17 protein-coding genes and 1 pseudogene are annotated in these 24,228 nt (G+C 63.7%); 10 read left to right on the plus strand and 8 right to left on the minus strand.

What is annotated here, in order from left to right; genetic code table 11:
* Nucleotides 1-83 precede the first annotated feature (83 nt).
* From ACDH77_RS16395 to ACDH77_RS16410, 4 genes are all read left to right on the plus strand, one after another.
* Nucleotides 84-1,277 carry an OprO/OprP family phosphate-selective porin gene (locus tag ACDH77_RS16395; RefSeq protein ID WP_005912055.1) on the plus strand — a complete coding sequence of 398 codons (1,194 nt, stop codon included), beginning with the start codon at nt 84-86 and terminating at the stop codon, nt 1,275-1,277.
* Between the two features lie 226 nt (nt 1,278-1,503).
* On the plus strand, nt 1,504-2,832 hold the full coding sequence (locus ACDH77_RS16400) for a CitMHS family transporter (protein ID WP_014091019.1): 1,329 nt from the start codon (nt 1,504-1,506) through the stop codon (nt 2,830-2,832).
* A 118-nt stretch (nt 2,833-2,950) separates the two neighbouring features.
* Nucleotides 2,951-3,691, plus strand: a complete 741-nt coding sequence (gene phbB / locus ACDH77_RS16405) for an acetoacetyl-CoA reductase (RefSeq protein ID WP_005912059.1) — start codon at nt 2,951-2,953, stop codon at nt 3,689-3,691.
* Between the two features lie 240 nt (nt 3,692-3,931).
* Nucleotides 3,932-4,963 carry a LacI family DNA-binding transcriptional regulator gene (locus ACDH77_RS16410; RefSeq protein WP_007963280.1) on the plus strand — a complete coding sequence of 344 codons (1,032 nt, stop codon included), beginning with the start codon at nt 3,932-3,934 and terminating at the stop codon, nt 4,961-4,963.
* Nucleotides 4,964-5,154: 191 nt separating this feature from the next.
* Here the strand turns inward: ACDH77_RS16410 and ACDH77_RS16415 are convergent, their stop codons facing one another.
* Nucleotides 5,155-6,480: an MFS transporter gene (locus ACDH77_RS16415; RefSeq protein WP_209261391.1), complete on the minus strand. Its 1,326-nt coding sequence runs from the start codon at nt 6,478-6,480 to the stop codon at nt 5,155-5,157.
* Between the two features lie 266 nt (nt 6,481-6,746).
* Here ACDH77_RS16415 and ACDH77_RS16420 point away from each other — a divergent pair, with 266 nt between their 5' ends.
* Both ACDH77_RS16420 and ACDH77_RS16425 read left to right on the plus strand, forming a co-directional pair.
* Nucleotides 6,747-9,203, plus strand: coding sequence for a TonB-dependent receptor domain-containing protein (locus ACDH77_RS16420; protein ID WP_372353554.1), 2,457 nt, complete (start codon nt 6,747-6,749; stop codon nt 9,201-9,203).
* Between the two features lie 34 nt (nt 9,204-9,237).
* Nucleotides 9,238-11,157 carry an alpha-amylase family protein gene (locus ACDH77_RS16425; protein WP_372353555.1) on the plus strand — a complete coding sequence of 640 codons (1,920 nt, stop codon included), beginning with the start codon at nt 9,238-9,240 and terminating at the stop codon, nt 11,155-11,157.
* A gap of 187 nt (nt 11,158-11,344) precedes the next feature.
* Here ACDH77_RS16425 and ACDH77_RS16430 read toward each other — a convergent pair whose 3' ends face one another.
* The 3 genes from ACDH77_RS16430 to rsgA all read right to left on the minus strand — a co-directional run bounded on the left by ACDH77_RS16430 (nt 11,345) and on the right by rsgA (nt 14,670).
* Entirely contained in the window at nt 11,345-12,025 is a 681-nt protein-coding gene (locus ACDH77_RS16430) for a type 1 glutamine amidotransferase domain-containing protein (RefSeq protein ID WP_011348546.1), read from the minus strand.
* A 291-nt stretch (nt 12,026-12,316) separates the two neighbouring features.
* Nucleotides 12,317-13,579 (minus strand): flavohemoglobin expression-modulating QEGLA motif protein, encoded by a 1,263-nt coding sequence (locus ACDH77_RS16435; RefSeq protein ID WP_109291003.1) that lies wholly within the window; start codon nt 13,577-13,579, stop codon nt 12,317-12,319.
* Nucleotides 13,579-14,670, minus strand: coding sequence for a ribosome small subunit-dependent GTPase A (gene rsgA, locus ACDH77_RS16440; RefSeq protein WP_031424293.1), 1,092 nt, complete (start codon nt 14,668-14,670; stop codon nt 13,579-13,581). Before rsgA ends, ACDH77_RS16435 begins: the two co-directional genes overlap by 1 nt.
* A gap of 111 nt (nt 14,671-14,781) precedes the next feature.
* Between rsgA and ACDH77_RS16445 the strand changes: the two genes are divergently transcribed.
* Nucleotides 14,782-15,884 (plus strand): IS3 family transposase gene (locus tag ACDH77_RS16445; protein ID WP_094030629.1). Its coding sequence is split into 2 segments (ribosomal slippage): nt 14,782-15,040 and nt 15,040-15,884, totalling 1,104 coding nucleotides; the frame shifts between segments, so codons are not numbered across the junction.
* Here ACDH77_RS16445 and ACDH77_RS16450 read toward each other — a convergent pair.
* The 4 genes and pseudogenes from ACDH77_RS16450 to ACDH77_RS16465 all read right to left on the minus strand — a co-directional run bounded on the left by ACDH77_RS16450 (nt 15,881) and on the right by ACDH77_RS16465 (nt 20,752).
* Nucleotides 15,881-16,438, minus strand: a complete 558-nt coding sequence (locus ACDH77_RS16450) for a hypothetical protein (RefSeq protein WP_218488682.1) — start codon at nt 16,436-16,438, stop codon at nt 15,881-15,883. The genes ACDH77_RS16445 and ACDH77_RS16450 overlap by 4 nt on opposite strands.
* A complete protein-coding gene (locus ACDH77_RS16455; RefSeq protein WP_218497156.1) occupies nt 16,435-17,049 on the minus strand; it encodes a hypothetical protein in 615 nt (204 codons plus the stop codon). The genes ACDH77_RS16450 and ACDH77_RS16455 overlap by 4 nt, the downstream gene beginning before the upstream one ends.
* Nucleotides 17,050-17,164: 115 nt before the next feature.
* A pseudogene (locus ACDH77_RS16460) lies at nt 17,165-18,590 on the minus strand (HlyD family type I secretion periplasmic adaptor subunit).
* Nucleotides 18,587-20,752: a type I secretion system permease/ATPase gene (locus ACDH77_RS16465; RefSeq protein WP_031424296.1), complete on the minus strand. Its 2,166-nt coding sequence runs from the start codon at nt 20,750-20,752 to the stop codon at nt 18,587-18,589. The pseudogene ACDH77_RS16460 and the gene ACDH77_RS16465 overlap by 4 nt, the downstream one beginning before the upstream one ends.
* A 288-nt stretch (nt 20,753-21,040) precedes the next feature.
* Here ACDH77_RS16465 and ACDH77_RS16470 point away from each other — a divergent pair, with 288 nt between their 5' ends.
* From ACDH77_RS16470 to ACDH77_RS16480, 3 genes are all read left to right on the plus strand, one after another.
* Nucleotides 21,041-22,312, plus strand: coding sequence for a pyridoxal phosphate-dependent aminotransferase (locus ACDH77_RS16470; RefSeq protein ID WP_031424298.1), 1,272 nt, complete (start codon nt 21,041-21,043; stop codon nt 22,310-22,312).
* Nucleotides 22,312-22,962 carry an SGNH/GDSL hydrolase family protein gene (locus ACDH77_RS16475; protein ID WP_011348550.1) on the plus strand — a complete coding sequence of 217 codons (651 nt, stop codon included), beginning with the start codon at nt 22,312-22,314 and terminating at the stop codon, nt 22,960-22,962. Before ACDH77_RS16470 ends, ACDH77_RS16475 begins: the two co-directional genes overlap by 1 nt.
* Nucleotides 22,963-23,410: 448 nt before the next feature.
* Entirely contained in the window at nt 23,411-24,082 is a 672-nt protein-coding gene (locus ACDH77_RS16480; RefSeq protein ID WP_372353916.1) for a methyltransferase, read from the plus strand.
* The last annotated feature ends 146 nt before the right edge of the window (nt 24,083-24,228 follow it).

Below are 24,228 nucleotides of genomic sequence, written 5' to 3' on the forward strand. Positions count from 1 at the left end.
CCGGACTAGGCTGCTGCCAACGCGCCGCGGCGGTTGTGCGGTGCATTGCCAAACGTGATTCACACCTGTACCTGGGAGGGTCTGTGAGCAACGACACCTTGCGTTTGCGTGCCTTGGGCGCCTGCGCGGCGATCTGCCTGGCACCGGCGGCACATGCAGCCGACGAGGCCGGCCCGGTCACTGCCGAAGTGGGCGGGCGCGTGCATTGGGACTTCACCATGTTCGACAACGACGACCGTGGTGCACGCGAGCGCAACGACACCCAGTTCCGCCGCGTGTGGCTGGACGTGTCCGGCAAGTTCTACGGTTTCAACTACAAGGCCGAGGCGGATTTCGCCGGCCTGCAATACGAGGCGGGCAGCCGCGGCATCCTGGCGCGCGATGTCTATATCGCCAAGAAGTTCTCGGCCGGTACGTTGACCGTTGGCCAATTCAAGCAGTACTTCTCGCTCGACGATCGCACCGGCTCCAACTACGGCCCATTCCTGGAACGCGGCTACGCCTCGACCACGCTGGCGCCGATCTACCGCAAGGCCATTTCCTGGCAGACCAGTCGCCCGGATGCAACCTGGTCCACGTCTGCCTATAGCCTGGAAAGCATCGATAATTCTTCGACCAAGGGCGGTGCGCTCGGCACGCGCCTGACCTACGCGCCGGAGATGGGCCAGGCGCGCTTGCGCCACCTGGGTGTCTCGCTGGCGCACGAGCGCTATTCGCATCCGGGCAGTGGGGGCGCTTCATCGCTGCTGATCCGCCCACGTCCGGAAAACGATCTGGCCAACAATAGCCGCATCACTCTGGCGCGCTTTGCCGATGGCCGCGATACCGATTTCGACAAATGGTCGCTGGAATATGCCGAAGTGCTCGGCCCGTGGTCGTGGCAGAGCGAATTCAGCGGTGGCCTGCTCGACGATGGCGCGCAGCACGCCAAGGTGTTGGCCAGCTATGGGCTGGTCAGCTGGTTCGTCACCGGCGAATCGCGCGGGTACGACCGAAAGACCGGCCGCTTCAGCCGCATTGCCACGCCCAACCGCCCGTCCGGTGCGTTCGAGCTGGCATTGCGCTACGACTACATGCGTGGCGGCCAGCATCTGGACGGGCAACCGGACTTCATCAACGCCAGCACGCAGTCGTGGACGCTGGGCGGCAACTGGTATTTCAAGCCGAACCTGCGCGTGATGCTCAACGTGATCGATAGCCACAACCGCGATCGCATCGCCAACGCAGTGGTCGACCACACGCTGGCGGTAACCGGCCGCTTTCAGTACGACTTCTGATGCGCAACTGCATCGTGTCGGCAATCAGAAACACCGACGTGCGCACGCTGTTCGCGCATAGCGGCGCAACGCGCCGCTACCGCGGCAGGTCCGCGCGCAGCGCCGCGCTTGCGCTAGCTCGCGTACGTCCAGCAGCAACCGCATACCTGCATCGTCGGCGCTGCGCACCTTGCGCAACGCTGCGCTCCACTCTCCCCCTGCCGTACGCCTCAAAGGATTCGCCCGCATGCTGACCGCGCTCGGTTTCGGAATGGTGATCACCTTCATGTACCTGATCATGAGCAAGCGGTTGTCGCCGCTGGTAGCTCTGATCACGGTGCCGATCGTGTTCGCGTTGTTGGGCGGCTTCGGCACCGGCATCAACGAGATGATGCTCGAAGGCATCAAGAAGATCGCGCCCACCGGCGTCATGCTGATGTTCGCCATCCTGTATTTCGGGGTGATGATCGATGCCGGGCTGTTCGATCCGCTGGTTGGCCGCGTCCTGCGCCTGGTCAAGGGCGATCCGCTGAAGATCGTGATGGGCACGGCGATCCTGGCGATGCTGATCTCGCTCGACGGCGACGGCTCCACCACGTACATGATCACCGTCTCTGCGATGTTGCCGCTGTACCAGCGCCTGGGCATGAACGCGCTCAATCTCACCTGCGTCACCATCCTGTCCAGCGGCGTGATGAACCTGACCCCGTGGGGCGGCCCCACCGCACGCGCGGCCACCGCATTGCATGTGGAATCGGAAGATATCTTCGTGCCGTTGGTGCCGGCCATGCTGCTGGCGATCGCCGGCATCCTGGCGCTGGCCTGGTATCTGGGCATGCGCGAACGTCGCCGCCTGGGCGTGGTGCGCCTGCCGGCGGACGGCAACTGGCTGGACACCAGCATCCCGGAAGACAACGACGCATTGCCGCGCGTGGAAGATACCGAAGACATGAAGCGGCCCAAGCTGCTGTGGGTGAACCTGATCCTGACCCTGGCGCTGATGGGCGCGCTGGTGGTGGGCGTGCTGCCGATGCCGGTGTTGTTCATGATCGGCTTTGCGCTGGCGCTGATGATCAACTACCCGAACCTCGCCGAGCAGCGCCGCCGCCTGGTCAATCACGCCGGCAACGTGCTGTCGGTGGTGTCGCTGATTTTCGCTGCGGGCATCTTCACCGGCATCCTGTCCAACACCGGCATGGTCGAAGCGATGTCGCGCAGTTTTCTGGCCGTCATTCCCGACAGCTGGGGCCCGTATCTGGCGGTGATCACGGCGATCGTCAGCATGCCGTTTACGTTCTTCATGTCCAACGACGCGTTTTATTTCGGCGTGCTGCCGATCCTGTCCGAAGCGGCCGGCCACTATGGCATCACCCCGGTGGAAATGGCCCGCGCCTCGCTTGCCGGCCAGCCGGTGCACCTGCTCAGCCCCCTGGTGCCCTCGACCTATCTGCTGGTCGGCCTGGCCAAGGTCGACTTCGCCGACCATCAACGCTTCACGCTCAAGTGGGCGGTGCTGATTTCGCTGTTGATGCTGGGCGGCGGGTTGTTGTTTGGTCTGTTCCCTTTGGCGCGCTAGCCGCGCGCCGGGATTCGGCATTCGGGATTGGGGATTCGCAAAAGCGAATACCGCTGCCCGCTATTGCGAATCCCGTCATCCCCAATCCCGAATCCCAACTCCGAAGGAGTGACACCCAATGACTCTCCGCATCGCATACGTCACCAGTGGCATGGGCAGTGTCGGTACCGCGATCTGCCAGAAACTGGCGCGCAGCGGGCACACCGTGGTTGCCGGTTGCGGGCCCAATTCGCCGCGCAAGGCGTCGTGGCTGCGCGAGCAGCGCGAGTTGGGCTTCGATTTCGTGGCATCCGAAGGCAATGCCGCCGATTGGGAATCCACCGTGGCTGCGTTCGCCAAGGTCAAGGCCGAAGTCGGCGAGATCGATGTGCTGGTCAACAATGCCGGCGGCAGCCGCGACACCTTGTTCCGGCAGATGAGCCGCGACGACTGGAATGCGGTGATCGCCAGCAACCTGCATTCGTTGTTCAACATCACCAAGCAGGTGGTCGATGGCATGACCTCGCGCGGCTGGGGGCGCATCGTCAATATCGGCTCGGTCAGCGCGCACAAGGGGCAGATCGGCCAGATCAATTTCGCCACCGCCAAGGCGGCGATGCATGGTTTCAGCCGTGCGTTGGCGCAAGAGGTCGCCTCGCGCGGGGTCACCGTCAACACCATCTCGCCCGGCTATATCGCCAGCGCCTCGATCAGCAGCTTTCCGCCGGATGTGCTCGATCGCCTGGCCACCTCGGTGCCGGTGCGCCGGCTCGGCAAACCGGCCGAAGTTGCCGGACTGTGCGCCTGGCTCGCCTCCGATGAGGCCGCCTATGTCACCGGCGCCGATTACGCGGTGAATGGCGGGCTCTACATGGGCTGAGCGAGCGCGCAAACGAGGCCGGTTGCGCTGTACGCACAACACGCTCTCGCCGCGCACCGCTACATGTCTCGCTGCCCACCTGCCCCGCACGTCCGGCGCCCGATTTGCGGCAGCGCCCACAAGGCCAGCAGATCCGTGCGCGTGCGCGCCGCGCCCGCGCGTACAAGCAGCCGCCACCGTGCGAACAACCCGCCTCTAGTGCGAACTGATTACACTCTGGCTTTTCCGCAGCGCGCTGCCATGGCCAAACCTTCAGACCGCACCACGCTCACTGCCCGTCCGCAGATGGCCGACATCGCGCGCATGGCGGGCGTGTCCGAATCCACCGTGTCGCGGGCCCTGGCCGGCAGCCCGGTCGTGGCCGAACGCACGCGCGCCTATATCAAGCAGATTGCGGCCGATGCCGGCTACCAGGTCGACCCGGTGGCGCGCAGCCTGCGCGCCAAACGCTCCAACACCGTGAGCGTGGCAGTGCCGATGATGCATGCGCTGGATCAGCCGCTTTCGGACCCGTTCCTGATGACCATGCTGGCGCTGCTGGCCGAAGAACTCACCGGACGCGGCTACAGCATGCTGCTCTCCAAACTGGACCGGCATCAGGATGGCTGGGTGGAACAACTCGCGCGCGGCAGCCGCTCCGACGGCGTCATCGTGCTGGGGCAAAGTTCCGAACACGCCGCGCTGGATGCAGCCGCACGCGACGGCCTGCCGATGGCGGTATGGGGCAGCCGCATCGATGGGCAGTCGTACATCAGCGTGGGCAGCGACAATTTCCAGGGCGGCGTGCTCGCCACCGAACACCTCATCGCCAGCGGCCGCCAGCGCATCGCCTTTCTGGGCGACGACCAATTGCCCGAGGTGGCACCGCGGTTTGCCGGCTATCGCCACGCGCTGGAGCGGCACGGGCTGGAATTCGATACGCGGCTGCACGCGCGCAGCCATTTCGTCAGCGAAGATGCCTACCGCCTTACCCGCGCGATGCTCAAGAAAGCCGACCCGCCCGATGGCCTGTTCGCCGCCTCCGATGTCATCGCCGTGGGTGCAATCCGCGCCCTGGTCGAGGCCGGCCATCGCGTGCCGCAGGACATTTCGCTGGTGGGCTTTGACGACATCCCGCTGGCCGCCTATAGCCAACCGCCGTTGACCACCGTGCAGCAGGATCTGGGCCTGGCCGCGCGGTTGTTGGTAGACCGGCTGCTGGCGCTGATTGCGGGCGAGCAGGTGCAATCGGTTGAAATGCCGGTGAAACTGGTGGTGCGCGAGTCGGCGTGAGGCGGAGATTCGGGATTCGGGATTGGGAGATACCAGCCCGGCAACCCGCTTCCTTCTCCCGCCTGCGGGAAGTGCCCGAAGGGCGGATGAGGGCCGGCGGCCAGCCGATCCACCGTACTCGCCACCCCAGGCAACCCGGCAGGCACTCGCGTCTGGCATCTGTGGCAGCCAGCGATGTCAGCCCCGCATTGCTACGCCCCTGCCGGGATCGTCCCCTGCTTGCGGCCCCGCACGCACAGCATCGCCGATGCCGCTGCCAGCATCAGCGCGCCGGCCAGGCGGACCACGTTGCGCGGGTCGCCGTGCAACACATGCTCGTAATACAGCGGCAAGGTGACGATCTGGATCAGCATCGGCAGCACGATGAACAGGTTGAACAAGCCCATGTACACGCCGGTGCGCTCGGACGGGATGCTGTCGGCCAGCATCAGATACGGGTTGCCCATCATGCTGGCCCAGGCCAGGCCAATGCCGATCATCGGCAGCAGCATCAGCCAGCGATTTTCGATGCCAGGCAGCAGCCACATGCCGATACCGGCGGCGACCAGGCAGGCCGCATGCGTGTACTTGGGACCGAAGCGACGCACCACCGGCACCATCGCAAACGCCGCCAGAAACGCAACGAAGTTATAGAACCCGCCGATCTGCCCATTGACCAGGCCGGCCTCGCGGAAACCATGCGAGGTGGGGTCGGTGGTGCCGAACAATGTGGTCGACAGCGACAGCACGATGTATTGCCAGTAGCAAAAGATCGCGTACCACTGAAACAGCATCACCGGGGCCAACTGGCGCATGGTGGGCGGCATCTCGCGCAGCGCGCTGCCGATTTCGCGCACCGTCGCACCCAGCCCGGCGCCGCGCTGGCGGATGCGTGCGATCTCTGCCGGCGCGATCGCCGGCTCGCGCACGCTGCGTGCGGTGAGCAGGATCGAGCCTGCTGAAAAGCCCGCGCCGATCACGAACGCGGCAATGGTGACGTAAGGGATGTGGTGTGCGTTGGCAGCGTCCTGGTTCATGCCCATCCACACCAGCAACGGCGGCGTGAGGTAGGCCAGCGTCTGCGCAAGGCCGGTAAATGCGCTCTGGGTGAGATATCCCAACGGTCGCTGCGGCGGCGCCAGGACGTCGCTCACCAGCGCACGGTAGGGCTCCATCGCCACGTTGTTGGCCGCATCCAGCACCCACAGCAGGCATACCGCCATCCACAGCGCGGTACTGAACGGCATCGCCAGCAGGCACAGGCTGCACACCAGCGCGCCTAGCACCATGTACGGCATGCGCCGGCCCCACCGCGTCACCGAGCGGTCGCTCCACGCCCCTACGAACGGCTGCAGCACCAGGCCGGTGATCGGCCCGGCCAGCCACAGGTACGGCAGGTTGGCGTGGTCGGCGCCCAGATAATTGTAGATCGGGCTCATGTTGCTCTGCTGCAGCCCGAAGCTGTATTGCACGCCAAAAAACCCGGCGTTGAGCGCCAGGATGCGCGCGAAGGAGAGCTTAGGAACGGTCGACGACATGCAAGGCCCTGGGCATCGGTGCGGCTCCCGGTGGCCGCAGCGCACTGTACCCTGCCGTTGATGCAATCGATTGTAACGCTGCATCGCAGCACGTTTCCCCATCTGAAATAAATCAGATGCAACTTGCCATTTATGCTGCGACGCAAGATTGCAATCGATTGTATTACAGCGTATTACTGCGCTCGCACTGCAGGCCACATGGCCACTCCCTGGGAGGGGACGATGCAGGCGTCGGCACACCACCATCTGTGAGAGAGAGAATCGCAATGTCCACCTTGCACACCATGCGCCTGCATGCCCTGGCCTGCGCGGTCGTCTCCTGCCTGTGCGCGCCCGTCGCGCTGGCCCAGGACACCGCCGCCGCTGCGCCGGCCACGCCGCCGGCTGCCGACAGCGCCGCGGTCAATTTGGATTCGGTGTTCGTCACCGGCACCTCCACCGCCACCACCAAATTGAAATCCAGCGTCTCGGTCAGCACTGTCGGCGCCGAGGCGATCGAACAATCGGCGCCGCGCAGCACGGCAGAAATCTTCCGCAATATCCCCGGCATCCGCTCCGAATCCAGCGGTGGCGAAGGCAATGCCAACATCGCCGTGCGCGGTTTGCCGGTGGCCTCCGGCGGTGCGAAATTCCTGCAACTGCAGGAAGACGGCCTGCCGGTGATGGAGTTCGGCGATATCGCCTTCGGCAACTCGGAAATCTTCCTGCGTTCGGATTTCACCCTGGACCGCATCGAAGCCATCCGCGGCGGTTCGGCGTCCACCTTCACCAGCAACGCGCCCGGCGGCATCATCAACTTCATCAGCAAGACCGGTGACACCGCAGGCGGCAGTGTCGGCGTCAGCCGCGGCCTGGACTACGACAACACCCGCATCGACTTCGATTACGGCGCGCCGTTTGCCGAGCAGTGGCAGTTCAATATCGGCGGCTTCTTCCGCCAGGGCGATGGCGTGCGCGATGCCGGCTACACCACCGACAAGGGTGGCCAGCTCAAGGCCAACCTCACCCGCCTGTTCGACAACGGCTACGTGCGCCTGTACGGCAAATACCTCAACGACCGCGCCGCCGGCTACCTGCCGGTGCCCACCTCGGTGCGCGGCCGCGATGGCTCACCAGACCTGGGCGGCTTTCCCGGTTTCGATCCCGGCAACGACACCTTGTACAGCCGCAACTTTCGCACCGACGTGGGCCTGGACGGCAACAACCAGCCGCGCCGCACCGATCTGGGCGACGGCATGCATCCCATCTCGCGCACCATCGGTGCCGAGGCCTGGTTCGACCTGGGCAATGGCTGGAACCTGAGCGAGAAGTTCCGCGTCGCCGACAACAGCGGCCGCTTCGTCAGCCCGTTCCCGGCCGAAGTCACCGACGCCGCGTCGCTGGCCGCTTCCATCGGCGGTGCCGGTGCGCAACTGGTGGAAGCCGGCGGACCCAATGCCGGCCAGGCCTACACCGGCAACGCGATTCGCACCCACCTGTTCAACGTGGCCATCAACGACCTGGGCAACGTCACCAACGACCTCAGCGTCTCGCGCGAGTTCGGCGGCGACGGGCGCACGCTGAACCTGCGCATGGGCTACTACAGCTCACGCCAGACCATCGACATGGACTGGACCTGGAACTCGTACGTGCAGAGCCTGGGCCGCAATTCGCGCTTGCTCAACGTGGTGGACGCGGCCGGCGTCTCACGCTCGCAGAACGGCCTGTACGCCTACGGCACGCCGTTCTGGGGCGACTGCTGCGTCACCCGCAGCTACGACGTGCGCTACGACGTCAACGCGCCCTACGTTGCGCTCACCTTCGACAGCGGCAAGTTCAGCGTCGACGGCAGCCTGCGCTACGACATGGGCGATGCGCGCGGCAGCTACAACGGCACTGCCATCGCACAGAACCTGGACGTCAACGGCGATGGCGTGATCCAACCGGTGGAACAGCGCGTGGCCACGGTGGACACCGCCAATTCGCGCCCGGTGGACTACGACTGGAATTACCTGTCGTACTCGCTGGGCGGCAACTATCTGATCACCGACGACCTGGGCGCGTTTGCGCGCATCAGCCGCGGCGCACGCGCCAACGCAGACCGGTTGTTGTTCGGCGTGGTGCGCGACGACGGTTCGGTGTCTTCCGAGGAAGGCGTCAACGTGGTGCGCCAGGCCGAAGCCGGCCTGAAGTGGCGCCGCGACGGGCTGAGCCTGTTCGCCACCGCGTTCTCTGCACGGACCCAGGAGCAGAATTTCGAAATCACCAGCCAGCGGTTCTTCAATCGCAGCTATGAAGCGCACGGCGTGGAACTGGAAGCCAGCTATCGCTACCAAGGTTTCACCCTCAATGGCGGCCTGACCTGGACCGATGCAGAAATCTCGCGCGATCAGATCACCCCGGAAAACACCGGCAACGTGCCGCGTCGCCAGGCCGATGTGGTGTGGCAGCTCACGCCCAGCTACCGCGGCGACAGCTACCAGTTCGGCGTGAACCTGATCGGCACCACCGACGCCTACACGCAAGACGCCAATCAGTTGAAGATGCCCGGCTATACGCAGGTGAACCTGTTCGGCGACTACCGCGTCACCGACGCGCTCACCGTGGCGCTCAACGTCAACAACCTGTTCAACACCTTTGGCCTGACCGAAGCCGAAGAGGCGACCATTCCGGCCAATGGCATCATCCGCGCGCGCTCGATTGCCGGCCGTACCACCAGCATCAGCCTGCGTTACGACTTTTAAGGACCCCGCGCCGGGCCCTGCCCGGCGGCCTCTGATGAGCACCTCCCCGATCGATTCCACCGCATTGCGCGCGGCCTTCGCCGCGCCGCTGGACCCGCAACGCGCCGACGTGCTGTTGTCGCGCTACGACCAGCACGCGTCGCGTTTGCTGGATGCCTTGCACGCGCTCTACGGCCAGCGTGCCGACTATGCATCGTGGCTGGCGCAGTGGCTGGGCGAGGTAGGCACGATCGCCCGGCAACGCCCGCAAGCCTTGCAAGCGCTCGACAGCACCCGGCACGCCGGTTGGTTCGGCGAACAGTACATGCTCGGCTACAGCGCCTACGCAGACCGCTTTGCCGGCACGCTGCAGGGCGTGGCCGAACGCGTGCCGTATCTGCAGGAACTGGGCGTGCGCTACCTGCATCTGCTGCCATTCCTGCGCGCACGTGCCGGCGACAACGACGGCGGCTTTGCGGTCAGCGACTACGGCCAGGTGGCACCCAGCCTGGGCACCAACGACGACTTGATCGCACTCACCACCCGCCTGCGCGAAGCGGGCATCAGCCTGTGCGCGGACTTCGTGCTCAATCACACCGCCGACGATCACGCCTGGGCACAGGCGGCCCGCGCCGGGGATGCACGTTATCTGGATTATTACCACCACTTTGCCGACCGCAGCCTGCCCGACCGGTACGAAGCCACGCTGGGGCAGGTGTTTCCGCACACAGCGCCTGGCAACTTCACCTGGGTGGACGACACCGCGCAATGGATGTGGACCACGTTCTATCCGTATCAATGGGATTTGAACTGGAGCAACCCGGCCGTATTCGGCGATATGGCCCTGGCGATGCTGCGGCTGGCCAACCTGGGCGTGGAAGCATTCCGCCTGGATTCCACGGCCTATCTGTGGAAGCGTATCGGCACCGATTGCATGAACCAGCCCGAAGCGCACACCTTGCTGGTGGCTCTGCGCGCGGTGACCGATATCGTCGCGCCGGCGGTGGTGATGAAGGCCGAAGCCATCGTGCCGATGACGCAACTGCCGCCATACTTCGGGAGCGGCACGGACCAGGGCCACGAATGCCATCTGGCCTATCACAGCAGCTTGATGGCGGCCGGCTGGTCGGCGCTGGCGTTGCAACGCGGCGACATCCTGCACAACGTGATCGCGCACAGCCCACCGCTGCCGCGCCACTGTGCATGGTTGAGTTATGTGCGTTGCCATGACGATATCGGCTGGAATGTGCTGCAGCACGAAGCCAGCGGCAATGCAGCGCAACCGCCGTTTTCGCTACGCGATGTGGCGCGCTTCTATGCCAACGCGGTGCCTGGCAGTTACGCGCGCGGCGAGAGTTTCCAGAGCAGCGGCGACGGCGTGCATGGAACCAATGGCATGGCTGCTGCACTTGCGGGCATCCAGGCCGCGCAGGAGGCAGGCGATGCGGCGGCGTTGGCGGTTGCAGTGGACCGGCTGGTGTTGCTGTATGCCATTGCGCTTGCCATGCCGGGTGTCCCGCTGATCTACATGGGCGACGAATTGGCGATGGTCAATGACCCCGGCTATCGCGACGATCCGCTCCGCCAGCATGAAGGCCGTTGGCTGCATCGGCCGGCGATGGATTGGCAGCTTGCCGCGCAACGTCACGATGCCAACAGCCTGAGTGGCAAGGTGTACCGACGTTTGCGTGGATTGATCCGGAAACGTACCGCACTCACCGCGTTGGCGGCGGATCAGGCATTGGGCAGCATCGCGTTGAACGATGCTCGCGTGTTCGCGTTGACGCGTGGCGAGAGCTTTATCGCCTTGCATAACTTCAGTGACCAGCCGCTCGACGTGGAGCTTGCGGCGGTCGGCGTCGATGGATGGACGCTGCTGGCCATCGACGACGCGGTCGATGCTGCGGCCGTGAGCGACGATGTATCGATCGTGCTTCCGCCTTACGGCGTGCGTTGGTTGCAGCGTAAGGGCTGAACATGCACCCGATAAGCGTAAGCGGTGATTGGCCGCGCGTTTGGTGAGCCGCATCTTCGCCTAAGCTCGCTCCGCGCAATCACCTACTAATGCAAGCGCAGCATGGCCCGCGCACCAGGAGCGCGCGGGCCATGCATTGAGCCCTGACGGGAACGGGGCTTTTTCAAGACCCGTCAATTGCCAGGAATCAGCGCTTTGCCAGCGCCAGCAGCGTTTCTGCGGTTTTCTCCGAAGACGCCGGGTTCTGACCGGTGACCAGGGTGCCGTCGGTGACCACGTACACGCCCCAGTCGGCGCCCTTTTCGTACTTGCCGCCGAGTTCGGTCAGCACGTCTTCGACCAGGAACGGCACGATCTTGGTCAGGCCCACGCCCTCTTCTTCGCTGTTGGTGAAACCCGTGACGCGGCGACCATTGACCAGCGGCTTGCCGTCGCTGCCCTTGACCCGACGCAGCGCGCCTGGTGCGTGGCACACCAGACCATGCGGCTTGTTGGCCTTGGCAAACGTCTCGATCAGCGCGATGGAATCGGCGTCTTCGGCCAGATCCCAGAGCGGGCCGTGGCCGCCCGGGTAGAACAGCACATCGAAGTCCTCGGCCTTGATGTCGGCCAGACGGTGCGTGCTAGCCAGGGCCTTCTGCGCATCCTGGTCCTGCTTGAAGCGCTTGGTGGCGTCGGTTTGTGCGTCGGGCTCGTCGCTCTTGGGATCCAGCGGCGGCTGGCCACCCTTGGGCGAGACCAGGGTGATGTCCGCGCCTGCATCCTTGAACACGTAATACGGCGCGGCAAATTCTTCCAGCCAAAACCCGGTCTTCTTGCCGGTGTCACCAAGCTGGTCGTGGGACGTCAGTACCATCAAAACTTTCATCGCATTGCCTCGTGTCATGGCCCAACTGGGCAAGGCGACCAGTGTGCAGTTCAGCCCGTTGCAGCCTCGTGTAGAGCGCGTGGTGCCCGCTGCATGTGTTCATGAATGTTGGGATCGCGTCCAACAAGCCAATGCAGCTGACAGGCGCGCCGCCGGTGCTCCGGGCGCCGCACGTGTCTTTTTACATGCCGGCTCCTGCGCGCCATTCGCGCCCACCCAACAATGTCTCGCCAGCGTTGTTAGCAACTGTCGGGCGCTGCGATGCGCCGCAACGGCAGCAAACGCCTCGCCTCACACATTCATTGCCGGCGGCTGCAGCTGATCCATGCGGATGCGGTTGGCGAACAACGAAAACGCCAGCATGCCGGCCAGCCCGCTGACTCGGCTCACCCACGGCGGCAGCCAGCGTGGCGCGACCAGCACGCCGCTGTCGAACAACGGCGCAAAGCGCGCCACATCGCCCAATGCCATCTTGCCGGCGAACAGGTAACGGCACAGCTGCAGCTGGTCGCGCTGCAAGGAATGGCGGAAGAAGGTGTGCACCGCGACCAAACCACGCAGATACACGGTGTCCTTGGTGAACGCACCGCCGCCACTGGTCGGCACGCCGCGGAACACGCGCTGCGCCGACGAAAAACTTTCTGCAGCGCTCTGCCCGCCTGCGGTGAAATAGCGAAATACCTCGATGAAATCCGCACCCGAGCGTGCCATCGCAATCGCTTCGATGCGCAGGCTGATGCGCTTCATGCGCTCGATATCGATGCTGCCGGTGATCTGCTCGGCAAACGTGGCCAGGCCCTCCTGCGTTGCGGTCGTGCGCGGGGACGAAATGCCCAGGCTGGGCAGATGCACCTGCGCGCGCCCGTTGAGCGCGGTCAGCGAATGCACCAGCGCTTCGTGATGGAACAGCTGCGCGCGGTCGTAATCGCTGAACGTGGCACCGGTGCGCAAGCGGATGCGATGCGCGCCGGCCGCCGCCTTGGCGAGCAGATCCGGATCGAGCGTGACAGTGATGACGCGCCCCTCGAAAAACCCGTCCAGATCGTTCTGCAACTGCATGCGCAAGGCGGTGGCCGAGACCGGCACCTGCTCTTCCGGCGCCATCAGTTCGCGATCCAGCTCCTGCGCGATCTGGATGAAATGCTGCGCCGCTTCGCGTGTGCTCGGCCCGTTGCCCGGCATCGGGTCCTCCGGCACGCCGAACAATTGCGCCGAGTACTCGCTCACCGCCGGGGTGCCCAACGACTCCAGCAAACCTGCTGCAAGACTCCAGCTATGCGCCGAATCGATGAGGTATTCACCCAGCGGATGATGCGGGTCGGCGTCCTTGGCGATGGCGGCCAGTTCGCGCCGGGTGTCGCCGAAATCCAGCGATGGATACTCGACCTGCGGCAATTCCGGCTGCCCGCGCGCCACGCTGTTGAGAAACGGCTCCTGCAGCGAGCGCGGCCAGCTGGCCAGGGCCAGCAGGCGCACACCGCGCACGGCCTTGACCAGGCGCGCATCCAGCGCCGCGTGATGGACGATGTCCGGCGGCCCCTTGCGCGAGGGCATCAGCGCCGCCCGGGACGATCGACGCTGGCCGGCCGCTTGCCCGACCCCTTGCCGCGATTGTTCTGCGCAACGCGGGTGGCGAGCTTCTCGGCGGCGCTGGCCACTTCCACCCGCAGCTTCATGTAGTTGGCAACACGCTCCGGGTCCAGCTCGCCTGCGTCGATCGCCGCCCGCACCGCACAGCCCGGCTCGGCGATATGCGCGCAATCGTTGAAGCGGCACTGCGCCGCCAGGGCCTCCACGTCCGAAAAACCGCCTTCGGCCAGATCCTCTTCGCCGGTCGGCTTGAGCTCGCGCATGCCAGGCGTGTCGATCAGGCACGCCCCGGACGGCAATGGAATCAACGCGCGATGCGTGGTGGTGTGACGGCCGCGCGAATCGTTCTCGCGCACCGCATTGGTCTTCATCTTCTGCGTGCCGAGCAGCGTATTGGTCAGGGTCGATTTACCCGCACCGGACGAGCCCACCAGCACCGCCGTGCGGCCATCGCCCAGCCACGGCCGCAACGCGGCCACGCTGTCCGGATCCTTGGCATTGACCGCGCGTAACGGAATGTTCTGCGCCTCCAGCTCTTCCAGCACCGCCAACGCATCCTCGGCGTATTCGGTCTGATCGGCCTTGGTCAGCACCACCACCGGCTGCGCACCGCCGCCGCCCACCAGCAACAGATAGCGCTCGATGCGGCGTGGATTGAAGTCCGCATCCAGCCCGCACACGATGAACACCGTATCGATATTGGCCGCGATCACCTGCTGGTGGTAATGCTCGCCGGCCGCCCCCCGCTTGATCGAGGTGCGCCGCGGCAGCAACGCCACGATGCGCTTGCCCTCCATCAACACCCAATCGCCCACCGACGCCCGCTCATGGCTGGGAAACCGCGGCCGCTGCCACTCCGGCAACGACTCGGCCTTGAGACCGGCCTCCGGCGTATCGGCCACCACATAGCCGGTGCGATGCTGCTCCACCACCCGCGCCGGCAACGCCTGCGGATGCGCGGCAAAGAGCGCCTGCCAGGCCGGATCCTCGGCAGGGCCAGGCCAGGGCCAGCCAATGGACTGGAGGGTGGGGTAATCGGGGGACACAATGCTCATGGGGGGAATTCTAGTCTGAATCTCGGCGGTGCTACCCAACCCGCGACGCCCCCCCGATTTTGAGTAGCACCTCAGTTTGGAGTCCAATTCCCTAACTCGAGGAGATTGGACGTGAAGAAGCGTTTTTCTGAAGAACAGATCATCGGCTTCCTGCGCGAAGCTGATGCCGGTGTGGCGATCAAGGACCTGTGCCGGCGGCATGGCTTCAGCGAGGCTTCCTATTATCTGTGGCGCAGCAAGTTCGGCGGGATGAGCGTGCCCGATGCCAAGCGGCTCAAGGACCTTGAGTCCGAGAACGCGCGGCTGAAGAAGTTGCTGGCCGAGCAGCTGTTCGAGAACGACCTGATCAAGGATGCACTGCGAAAAAAGTGGTGAGCGCACCGGCGCGTCGCATGCTGGTGCGCGAGTGGATCGGGCGTGGTGCCAGCGAGCGTCGTGCGTTGGCAGTGATCGGCATGAGCGCCAGTGCGCTGCGATATTGCCCGCGCGAAGATCGCAACGTCGAACTGCGCGAACGCATCTGTGCGTTGGCGCATCGCCATCGCCGTTATGGTGTGGGGATGATCTATCTCAAATTACGACAGGAAGGACGCATCGTGAACTACAAGCGTGTGGAGCGGTTGTACCGCGAGCAGCAGCTGCAGGTCCGGCGCCGCAAGCGCAAAAAGGTGCTGATAGGAGAGCGTCAGCCGCTGCTGCGGCCATCGCAGGCCAATCAGGTGTGGTCGATGGATTTCGTGTTCGACCGCAGCGCCGAAGGCCGAGTGATCAAGTGTCTGGTGATCGTGGACGATGCAACCCACGAAGCGATCGCCATCGAGGTGGAGCGCGCAATCTCGGGCCATGGCGTGACACGCGTGCTGGATCGGCTGGCGCACAGTCGCGGCTTGCCACAGGTGATCCGCACAGATAACGGCAAGGAGTTTTGCGGCAAAGCGATGGTGGCCTGGGCACATGCGCGTGGCGTGCAGTTACGGCTGATCCAGCCTGGCAAGCCAAACCAGAACGCCTACGTCGAATCGTTCAATGGCCGGCTGCGCGACGAATGCCTCAACGAGCACTGGTTCCCAACCCTGCTGCATGCGCGTACCGAGATCGAACGCTGGCGACGCGAATACAACGAGGAGCGACCCAAGAAGGCCATTGGCGGCATGACGCCATCTGCGTATGCCCAACAGCTGGCCAACACCGATATCATCAACCCCGGACTCTAAACCCGGCCGCTACTCAGAGCGGGGGGACGTCGGACCCCTTGCAATCCATCGCTTACGCCATTCATTGCCAACCCATACAAACTAGCAGCAGCACCCACCGCACCACCTATCGCCTTTAGCGACTTTGCAGTAGCTCCGCTTTCCAGCGCGTTTCCAATATATGTATTTGCTTGACCTAGAAAAGCATCTGCACGACGGAGATTATTAATTATCATAGCCTCCTGGGTTGTTGAGGCTCCACCTGTCTGCGAAACAGCGTCAGCCATACCATTTGCTAATCGACGCATAAAAGCCGCTGACTCGGCATTCTGAGCGGCCATTTGAGACCAGCGTGCCTTTTCAGCTAAGGCGGCCTGCTCGGTTGGGAGCAGCGATGCCTGAACAAGTGAGGCAGCCCCGTCGACATATGAGTCTTGAATTTGTTTTTTTATATAATTGCTTAGCTCCTCAGCGTTCATATATTGCGGCGGTTTTGGATCTTTAGCAGGCAACCTTTCTGACTCCAAAATAATTGCACTATATATTCCATCTCTCACGGGAGTAGTCGAAGTCATTTCATCTTCCTTAATTTTGAGTAGGCCATGCCCCAGACAAAAGCGCACAAGCTAGAGGCGTAGATAAGACAGAAAATTGCGATTCGCGAAATTAAAAAAATTACAGGATTTTCAGATATACACATGCCTCCGTTACAAAAAATAGCCATATCTACAGGCCCTCCAATAACCACGACCAATGAGATGACTGAGGTAATCAGGGGGGCCAATAGGCCAGAAAATCTATAAGGCATTCCTTCTTTATGCAGAGATACCATAATAGTATCTTTAAATATAGCCAACCTAACGAGCGTTATTCGAGAAACGGCAACATACAGAGGAACATAAGAGATCAGCAGAGCTAGCAGCCCGGAAATAGTCAGTACAAAGGCACTTTCCGGAAAGCTAGTTTCCAGCGCTCGCAACCAGATAAAGTTATTTGAGCCAGCCATGCTGGACGCAATGGAGCTTTTATAAAAACCCGATATTGAGAAACCCACTATCGGTAGAAAACAGTTAATTAGCGCCCCAAGTGATATCAACCGAGCAGAGCTTATTTTTTCAGAACCCCCATGGCCACCACGCCTATTTTTATCCAGTTCAATATTCATAGCACCCCGAAAATTATTCACGCATGCATTCCACAGAAAAAAAGAACCTCACAACCATATTAGATTTATTTAAACCAATGATTCTGCAGGCAACCACCCCAATCCAACCATTATAGTTACTTGCAAAAGGTATTTTTCAGCGCTCCCTCAAAGACTCCGATCCGTGCTGATGCAAAGGACTCAACAAATAATCAATCACTCGCCGCTTGCCCGTCTTCACTTCAGCACTCAAGCTCATCCCAGCACTCATCCGCACCTTGACCCCATCGATCTCCAGCGTGCTGCCGTTCAATTTAATGCGCGCTGGGAATACCAAACCTAGTTTTTCGTCCTGTGCAGCATCGTGGGACACACTGGCGACCGTGCCGGTCAGATAGCCGTAGCGGGTATAGGGGAAGCTATCGACCTTGACGGTGACCGGCTGGCCCGGGCGCATGAAGCCGATGTCCTTGTTGAGGACGGTGACTTCTACCTCCAGTGCTTCTTCGGCCGGCACCACGACCAGTAACGGCTGTGCGGGCGTGACCACACCGCCTACGGTGTGGACGGCCAGCTGCTGGATGGTGCCGTCTACAGGGGCGTGCAGCGCCATCAGCTTGTCGCGCTGGCCGGTCTTGGCGACGTCCTGGGTCAGCTGGCCGGCTTGCTCGCTTGCCTGGCGCAAGGCATCCAGTGCCTGCTGGCGTGTGTCGGTGACAAGCACGCGCAACTCTTCCTGCGCCGCGCTGATCGCCGAGCGGATTTCCCGCAGGCGATTGCGCTGGGTAGCGAGCTGGCTTTCTGCGGCAATGCGTTCCTGTTCGCGCAACAGATAGTCGTGGCGGCCGACGTACTTGCCTTCGACCAGGCGGCCGTAATCTTCTGCGCGCACTTTGGAGATGCGTGCGGATTCGGCCAGCGGTTCGATCGCGTCCTGGGTGGTCTGCAGTTCGGCCTGGCGTTGGGCGATGCTGGCTTGCAGGTTGTGTCGGCGCGCCTGGAATGCGTCGAATTGGCTGCTGACTAATTGCTGCTCGTTGGCCACGCGCTCGGCGGGCAGATCCGGGGCGGGATCCAGCTGCGGCAGCAGTCCGGTGGCAATGGCTGTTGCCAACGCTGCCTGCCGTAGCGCGGCCAGACGAGCATTGACCAGCGCGTCGCCGGCCTGGGCGAACTCGGCGCCGGTGGCGGTGGCATCGAGTTCGACCAGCAATTGGCCTTTCTTCACCGCCTGTCCGTCGCGCACCAGGATCCTGCGCACCACCGCGGTTTCTGCGGTCTGCACCACCTTGGTCCGCGAGTCTGTCGACCACGGTCTTACCTGGTGCCACGGCGACGATATCGAGCTTGCCCAGGCACGCCCACAGCAGCGCGACACAGAAGAAACCGATGATGATGCGCATCGTCCAGCGCGCGGTGGGCGAGACAGGCGTTTCGGTCAGCTCAAGATGGGCGGGCAGGAACGCGCGCTCGTCGGCGCTGCGCGCGGGCGGGTCGAGCTGGCGGCGCACCGCCCAGGCCGATTTGAAGATGTTGAAATAGCGGAGAAAGAAATCGCGCCATCCCTGGAGCAGGTGCTTCATGGTGTCCCCTGTTGCAGTCTGTACAGATGTGCGTATTGGCCTTCCGGGCGGTCGACCAGCTCGGCATGCGAGCCGCTCTCGACGATGCGTCCCTTCTCCACCACGACAATGCGATTGGCCTGCCGCACGGTAGAAAGGCGGTGCGCGATGATCAGCACGGTGCGTCCCTTGCAGATCGCGCGCATATTGCTCATCACCGCGTGTTCCGATTCGTAATCCAGGGCGCTGGTGGCTTCGTCGAGAATCAGAATGCGCGGATCGCCGATCAGTGCGCGCGCGATCGCAATGCGCTGCCGCTGCCCACCGGACAGGCCGGTGCCGTGCTCGCCAACCTTGGTGTCGTAGCCTTCCGGCAGTTCCAGAATGAAGTCGTGGGCACCTGCCAGCTTGGCCGCATGGATCACCCGCTCCAGCGGCATGCCGGGATCGGTCAACGCGATGTTCTCGCGCACGCTGCGGTTGAACAGGAAGTTTTCCTGCAGCACCACGCCCAGCTGACGACGCAACCAGGCCGGATCGGCCAGCGCCAGGTCCTGGCCATCGATCAGCACTCGCCCGCGCTCGGGCGTGTAGAGCCGCTGCACCAGCTTGGTCAGCGTGCTCTTGCCGGAGCCGGAACGGCCGACGATGCCGATGATTTCGCCTGGGCGGACATCCAGCTCGATCCCGTTGAGCACCTCGGGCGCATCCGGCCGGTAGCGGAACGTGACCCGCTCGAACGTCACCTGCCCGCGAATCGGCGGCAATGCCAGGCGGCTGCCCGGCACCTCGGTGCGGGTATTGAGGATGTCGCCCAGCCGCTCGACCGAAATGCCGACCTGCTGGAAGTCCTGCCACAACTGAGCCAACCGAATGATCGGCGCGGTGACCTGGCCCGAGAGCATGTTGAAGGCGATCAATTGACCAATCGACAGCTTGCCTTCCATCACCAGCTTGGCGCCCCAGAACAGCACCGCCACGGCAGTGAGCTTCTGCACCAGTTGCACGCCTTGCTGGCCCAGCGTGGCAATGCGGGTGACGTTGAAACCGGCGCTGACATAGCCGGCCAGCTGGTTGTCCCAGGTACGGGTCACGCGCGGATCCACCGCCATCGCCTTGACCGTGCCGATACCGCTGACTGTCTCCACCAGGAAGGATTGGTTGTCTGCGCCGCGCGCGAACTTGTCGTTCAAACGCTGACGCAGCACCGGGGTGATCAGGCCAGAGATGGTGGCGTACAGCGGCAACGACAGCACCACGATTAAGGTCAGCCAGCCGCTGTACCAGAACATCACCGACAGAAAGACCACCGTAAAGAACAGGTCCAGCACCGAAGTCAGCGCCTGTCCAGTCAGGAAGTTGCGGATATTCTCCAGCTCACGCACGCGCGCGATGGTGTCGCCGACCCGCCGCGACTCGAAGTACGCCAACGGCAGCGCCAACACGTGCCGGAACAGCCGCGCGCCCAGCTCCACGTCGATCTTGCTGGTGGTGTGGGCAAACACATAAGTGCGCAGCCCGGACAGCAACACGTCGAACACCGCCATCGAGACCAGCCCGATCGAGATCACGTCCAGCGTGGTCAGGCCGTTGTGCACCAGCACCTTGTCCATCACCACTTGATAGAACAGTGGCGTGATCAGCGCGAACAGCTGGATGAAGAACGAGACGACGAAGACCTCGATCATCAATTTGCGATACTTCACCACCGCAGGGATGAACCAGCTGAAGTCGAACTTGGCCAGATCGCCCAGCACCGAAGCCCGCGAGGCCACCTGCAGCAACCGCCCCTGGTAACGTGCTTCGAACTCGGCGGGCGAGATGGAGCGCGGCCGCTTTTCGACCAAATCGTGGATCAGGATCTGGTCCGCACCGACCTTGGCGACAATGAAAGCGTCTCCTTCGGGCACCAGCGCCAATGCCGGCAACGCCGCCATGCCGATCCGCGCGGCCGGCTGGGCCACGACTTTGGCTTTCAGTCCCAACTGCTTGGCTGCCAGCAACAGCGTGGTTTCGTCGAATGGCTCGCCGCCGCGCCCGAACCCATGCGCCAACTGCACGGCATCAGCGGCAACGCCATGAAATTGCGCGAGCAGCACCAGTCCCTGCAGCCCCAGATCCGGCCGATCTTGCACCGACGAGCCGCCCTCGACCAACGAGAGCGACGCACTTCCCCCTGACATACGCGTTCCTTGCTGTAGAGCACAAGGCGGGCTCAACTGAAGGAATAGAATCCCGGGATGTTAAGAACCTGTCAATCAGCTAATCCCTTGCTGACGATCTATTATCTCGATCAAGCGTCTTCCGGGCTGAGACGCAGCTACTGCGCGGGCCCGTCATTCCAAAATAGACATACCTGGTGATAACTAATGGCGGGCAGGCACTCCTTGACATCGTTGCCGATGCAAGCATGTCCGCTTGTCATATTTCCGATACCATGCCAAGCCTCACGCCTACAACCGGCCCGTCGCATGTCCACTGCCCCGCAAAAGCCGCTCGCCATCCGCGAGCGTCTGTCCGAAGTCCGCTACGAGATCCGGGGCGAACTGGCGCGGCGAGCGCGGGAGTTGGAGGCGCAGGGCCGCAAGCTGATCAAGCTCAATATCGGCAACCCCGGTGCGTTCGGATTCCGTGCGCCGGAGCATCTGCAGCGCGCCATTGCCGACGACATGGGCCGCACCGACCCATACACCCATCAGCAAGGCCTGCCGGAGGCGCGCGAGGCCATCGCCACCGCGTATGCGCGGCGTCAGCATCCGGACGCGCATCCGGACCGGATCTTCATCGGCAACGGCGTCAGCGAGCTGATCGATCTGTCGCTGCGGGCGCTGCTCAATCCCGGCGACGAAGTGCTGGTGCCCTCGCCCGACTATCCGCTGTGGTCGGCGGCGACCATCCTCAATGACGGCCGCCCGGTGTATTACCGCTGCGCGCCGGAAAACGGCTTCCAGCCGGACCCGGTGGAGATCGAGACGCTGGTGTCCTCGCGCACCCGCGCCATCGTGCTGATCAATCCGAACAACCCCAGCGGCGCCAGTTATTCGCGCGAGCTGCTGGAGCGCATCGTGGCGATCGCCACCAAGCACAATCTGCTGCTGATGGTCGATGAGATCTACGACCAGGTGCTGTACGACGACGCGGCCTTCGTGCCGGTCGCACCGCTGGCCGGTGCGCACCCGTGCATCACCTTCAGCGGCCTGAGCAAGGTGCATCGCGCCTGCGGTTGGCGCGTGGGCTGGGCGCTGCTGTCGGGCGACCAAGCGCGCATCAACGACCTGCGCAATGCGATGGACCTGCTCGGCGCGCTGCGCCTGTGCGCCAATGTGCCAGGCCAGTACGCCATCGATGCGGCCGTGAACGGGCCGGACACCATCTCGGCGCTGTGCGCGCCGGGCGGCCGCCTGTATGAAACCCGCCGCGCGGTGATCGAGGCCTGTGCGGCCAGCGAGCATCTGCAGCTGGTGGCACCGGCCGGGGCGCTGTATGCGTTCCCGGCGGTGGTGGGCGCAGCGGCGCGCAACTTCGACGATCATGCGTTCGCACTCGATCTGATGAACGAAGAAGGCGTGCTGGTGGTTCCCGGCTCCAGCTTCAACGTGCCGTATCGCCACCATTTCCGCGTGACCCTGATGCCGGAAGCCGGTGTGATGCGCGATGTGTTCGCCCGCATCGACCGTGCATTGGCACGCCGCGCCGAAGCGGTCACCAAGGTGGTTCCACTCAAGCCACGCAGCGTGGCCTGATGACTGCGCCTGGCGCGCCGCTGCGCTATCTGGCGCTCGGCGATTCGTACACCATCGGCGAAGGCGTTGCGCCTGCCCAGCGTTGGCCTTCGCAACTGGTCGTTGGCTTACGTGCATACGGTTGGAACGTGGCGCCGCCGCAGATCATCGCCACCACCGGCTGGACCACCGACGAATTGCAGGCCGGGATCGACGCGGCAGCCCCGCAGGGTCCGTTCGACCTGGTGAGCTTGTTGATTGGCGTCAACAATCAGTATCGCGGGCGCCCATTGGACGAGTACCGCCAGCAGTTCGACGCCCTGCTGCTGCGTGCAATTGCATGCGCGAACGGCCACCCGGCACGCGTGTTCGTGCTGTCGATTCCCGATTGGGGCCTGACCCCGTTTGCGCGCGCGCGCAGTGGCGATGCCGCGTTGATCGGTGCGCAGATCGACGCGTTCAATGCAATCGCTGCCGACCGCTGCAGTGCGCATGCGGTGCGCTTTGTCGACATCACGGCCACCAGCCGCGATGGCGGCGATGCGGTGGACATGCTGGTGGACGACGGTTTGCATCCTTCCGGCGCAATGTATGCGCGTTGGACGGCACTGGCGCTACCGGCAGCGCGCGATGCGTTGGGCGCAACTGGATCGCTGGACACGATCGTCTAAGCGTAGCTGGGCAACACAGACCGGGCTGCTGCCAGGTAGCTGCGGCCGGCGCCCGGAATCAGGATTCACCAACCGTACGCTGCAGTTCTTGCATGCGGCCCAAGCCCATCTGCTGGCTGCGCGCAACATCTTGGCAAGGCACCAAGTCACAGCGTTTTGCTGCGCTTCTCTGCCGCGGTTGTGCGCGCGTGGGTTTGCACCTGCCTCCACAGCGCGAGATGTCGCACGCAATCAATGCCAGCCCTCTTTACGTCGATGCGGTAGCAGCAGGCGTTGCAGCCAGGTCTTTCGATCCGCGCAGGTCGGATACCAGCCACCGATGCATCCGTGGGCACGCATCGCAAACTGCCAACCCGCCCTACCCCAACCAGCCCGGCAGGCCCTAAGCTAGCCGCGCAGCACGCCTGATTGCCAAGGAACGACATTGCACACCACTGCCACCCAACCGATGAGCCGCGCGCAGGCGTTGACGATTGCACGCGCATTTCTGCCGGCGCATCCGCTGGGCAACCGCTACGACTACTACTACACGCAAGCCAAGCTGCGCACCGACCCGCTGTATCCGGGCGTGCTGGCCGAGCTGCGCACGACCACGGCGCCGGTGCTGGATCTGGGCTGCGGGCTCGGCCTGCTGGCCCATGCACTGCGCGCCGATGGCCAGGCCTTGGCCTATCACGGCGTGGATGTGGATGCGTCCAAGATTCGCCGCGCACAGCACATCGCGCAGCGCTCGAACCTGGGCGCTACCAAGTTCGAAGTGGTCGATCTGAGCGTGGCGTGGCCGCAGCATCGGGGCAGCGTCACCATCCTGGATGTGCTGCAGTATCTGCAAGCGGACATGCAGGCCAGTCTGCTGCGCAGCGTGGCGCAGATGCTCACGCCCGGCGCGAAGCTGGTGATTCGGAGCGCGCTGAGCGATGCCAGCAGCCGTGGCCGCACCAGCCGTGTCACCGACGTCCTGGCGCACCTGAGCGGCTGGATGCAGCGGATGCCGCGCAGCTATCCCACGCGCGAGAGCCTGCAGGCGCACCTGGACGCGGCCGGTCTGCGCGCCACGTTTGCGCCGTTGTATGGCAACACGCCCTTCAACAACTGGCTGATCGTTGCAGAGCCACGCTGAGCGTGGCAGGCGACGGGGCACACGTTGCGAGCAATCGTCGACCAGACGTCGAAGCGGGGAAGGAACTGTCATGTCTGGGCGGCGCATGCCGCGCCAACACCGGCAGCGCCCGCCAGGCGGCGACTGCAATTGTTTTGTCCGTCGCG

The sequence above is a fragment of the Xanthomonas axonopodis pv. maculifoliigardeniae genome (assembly GCF_041519315.1).
Lineage (GTDB): Bacteria > Pseudomonadota > Gammaproteobacteria > Xanthomonadales > Xanthomonadaceae > Xanthomonas > Xanthomonas euvesicatoria.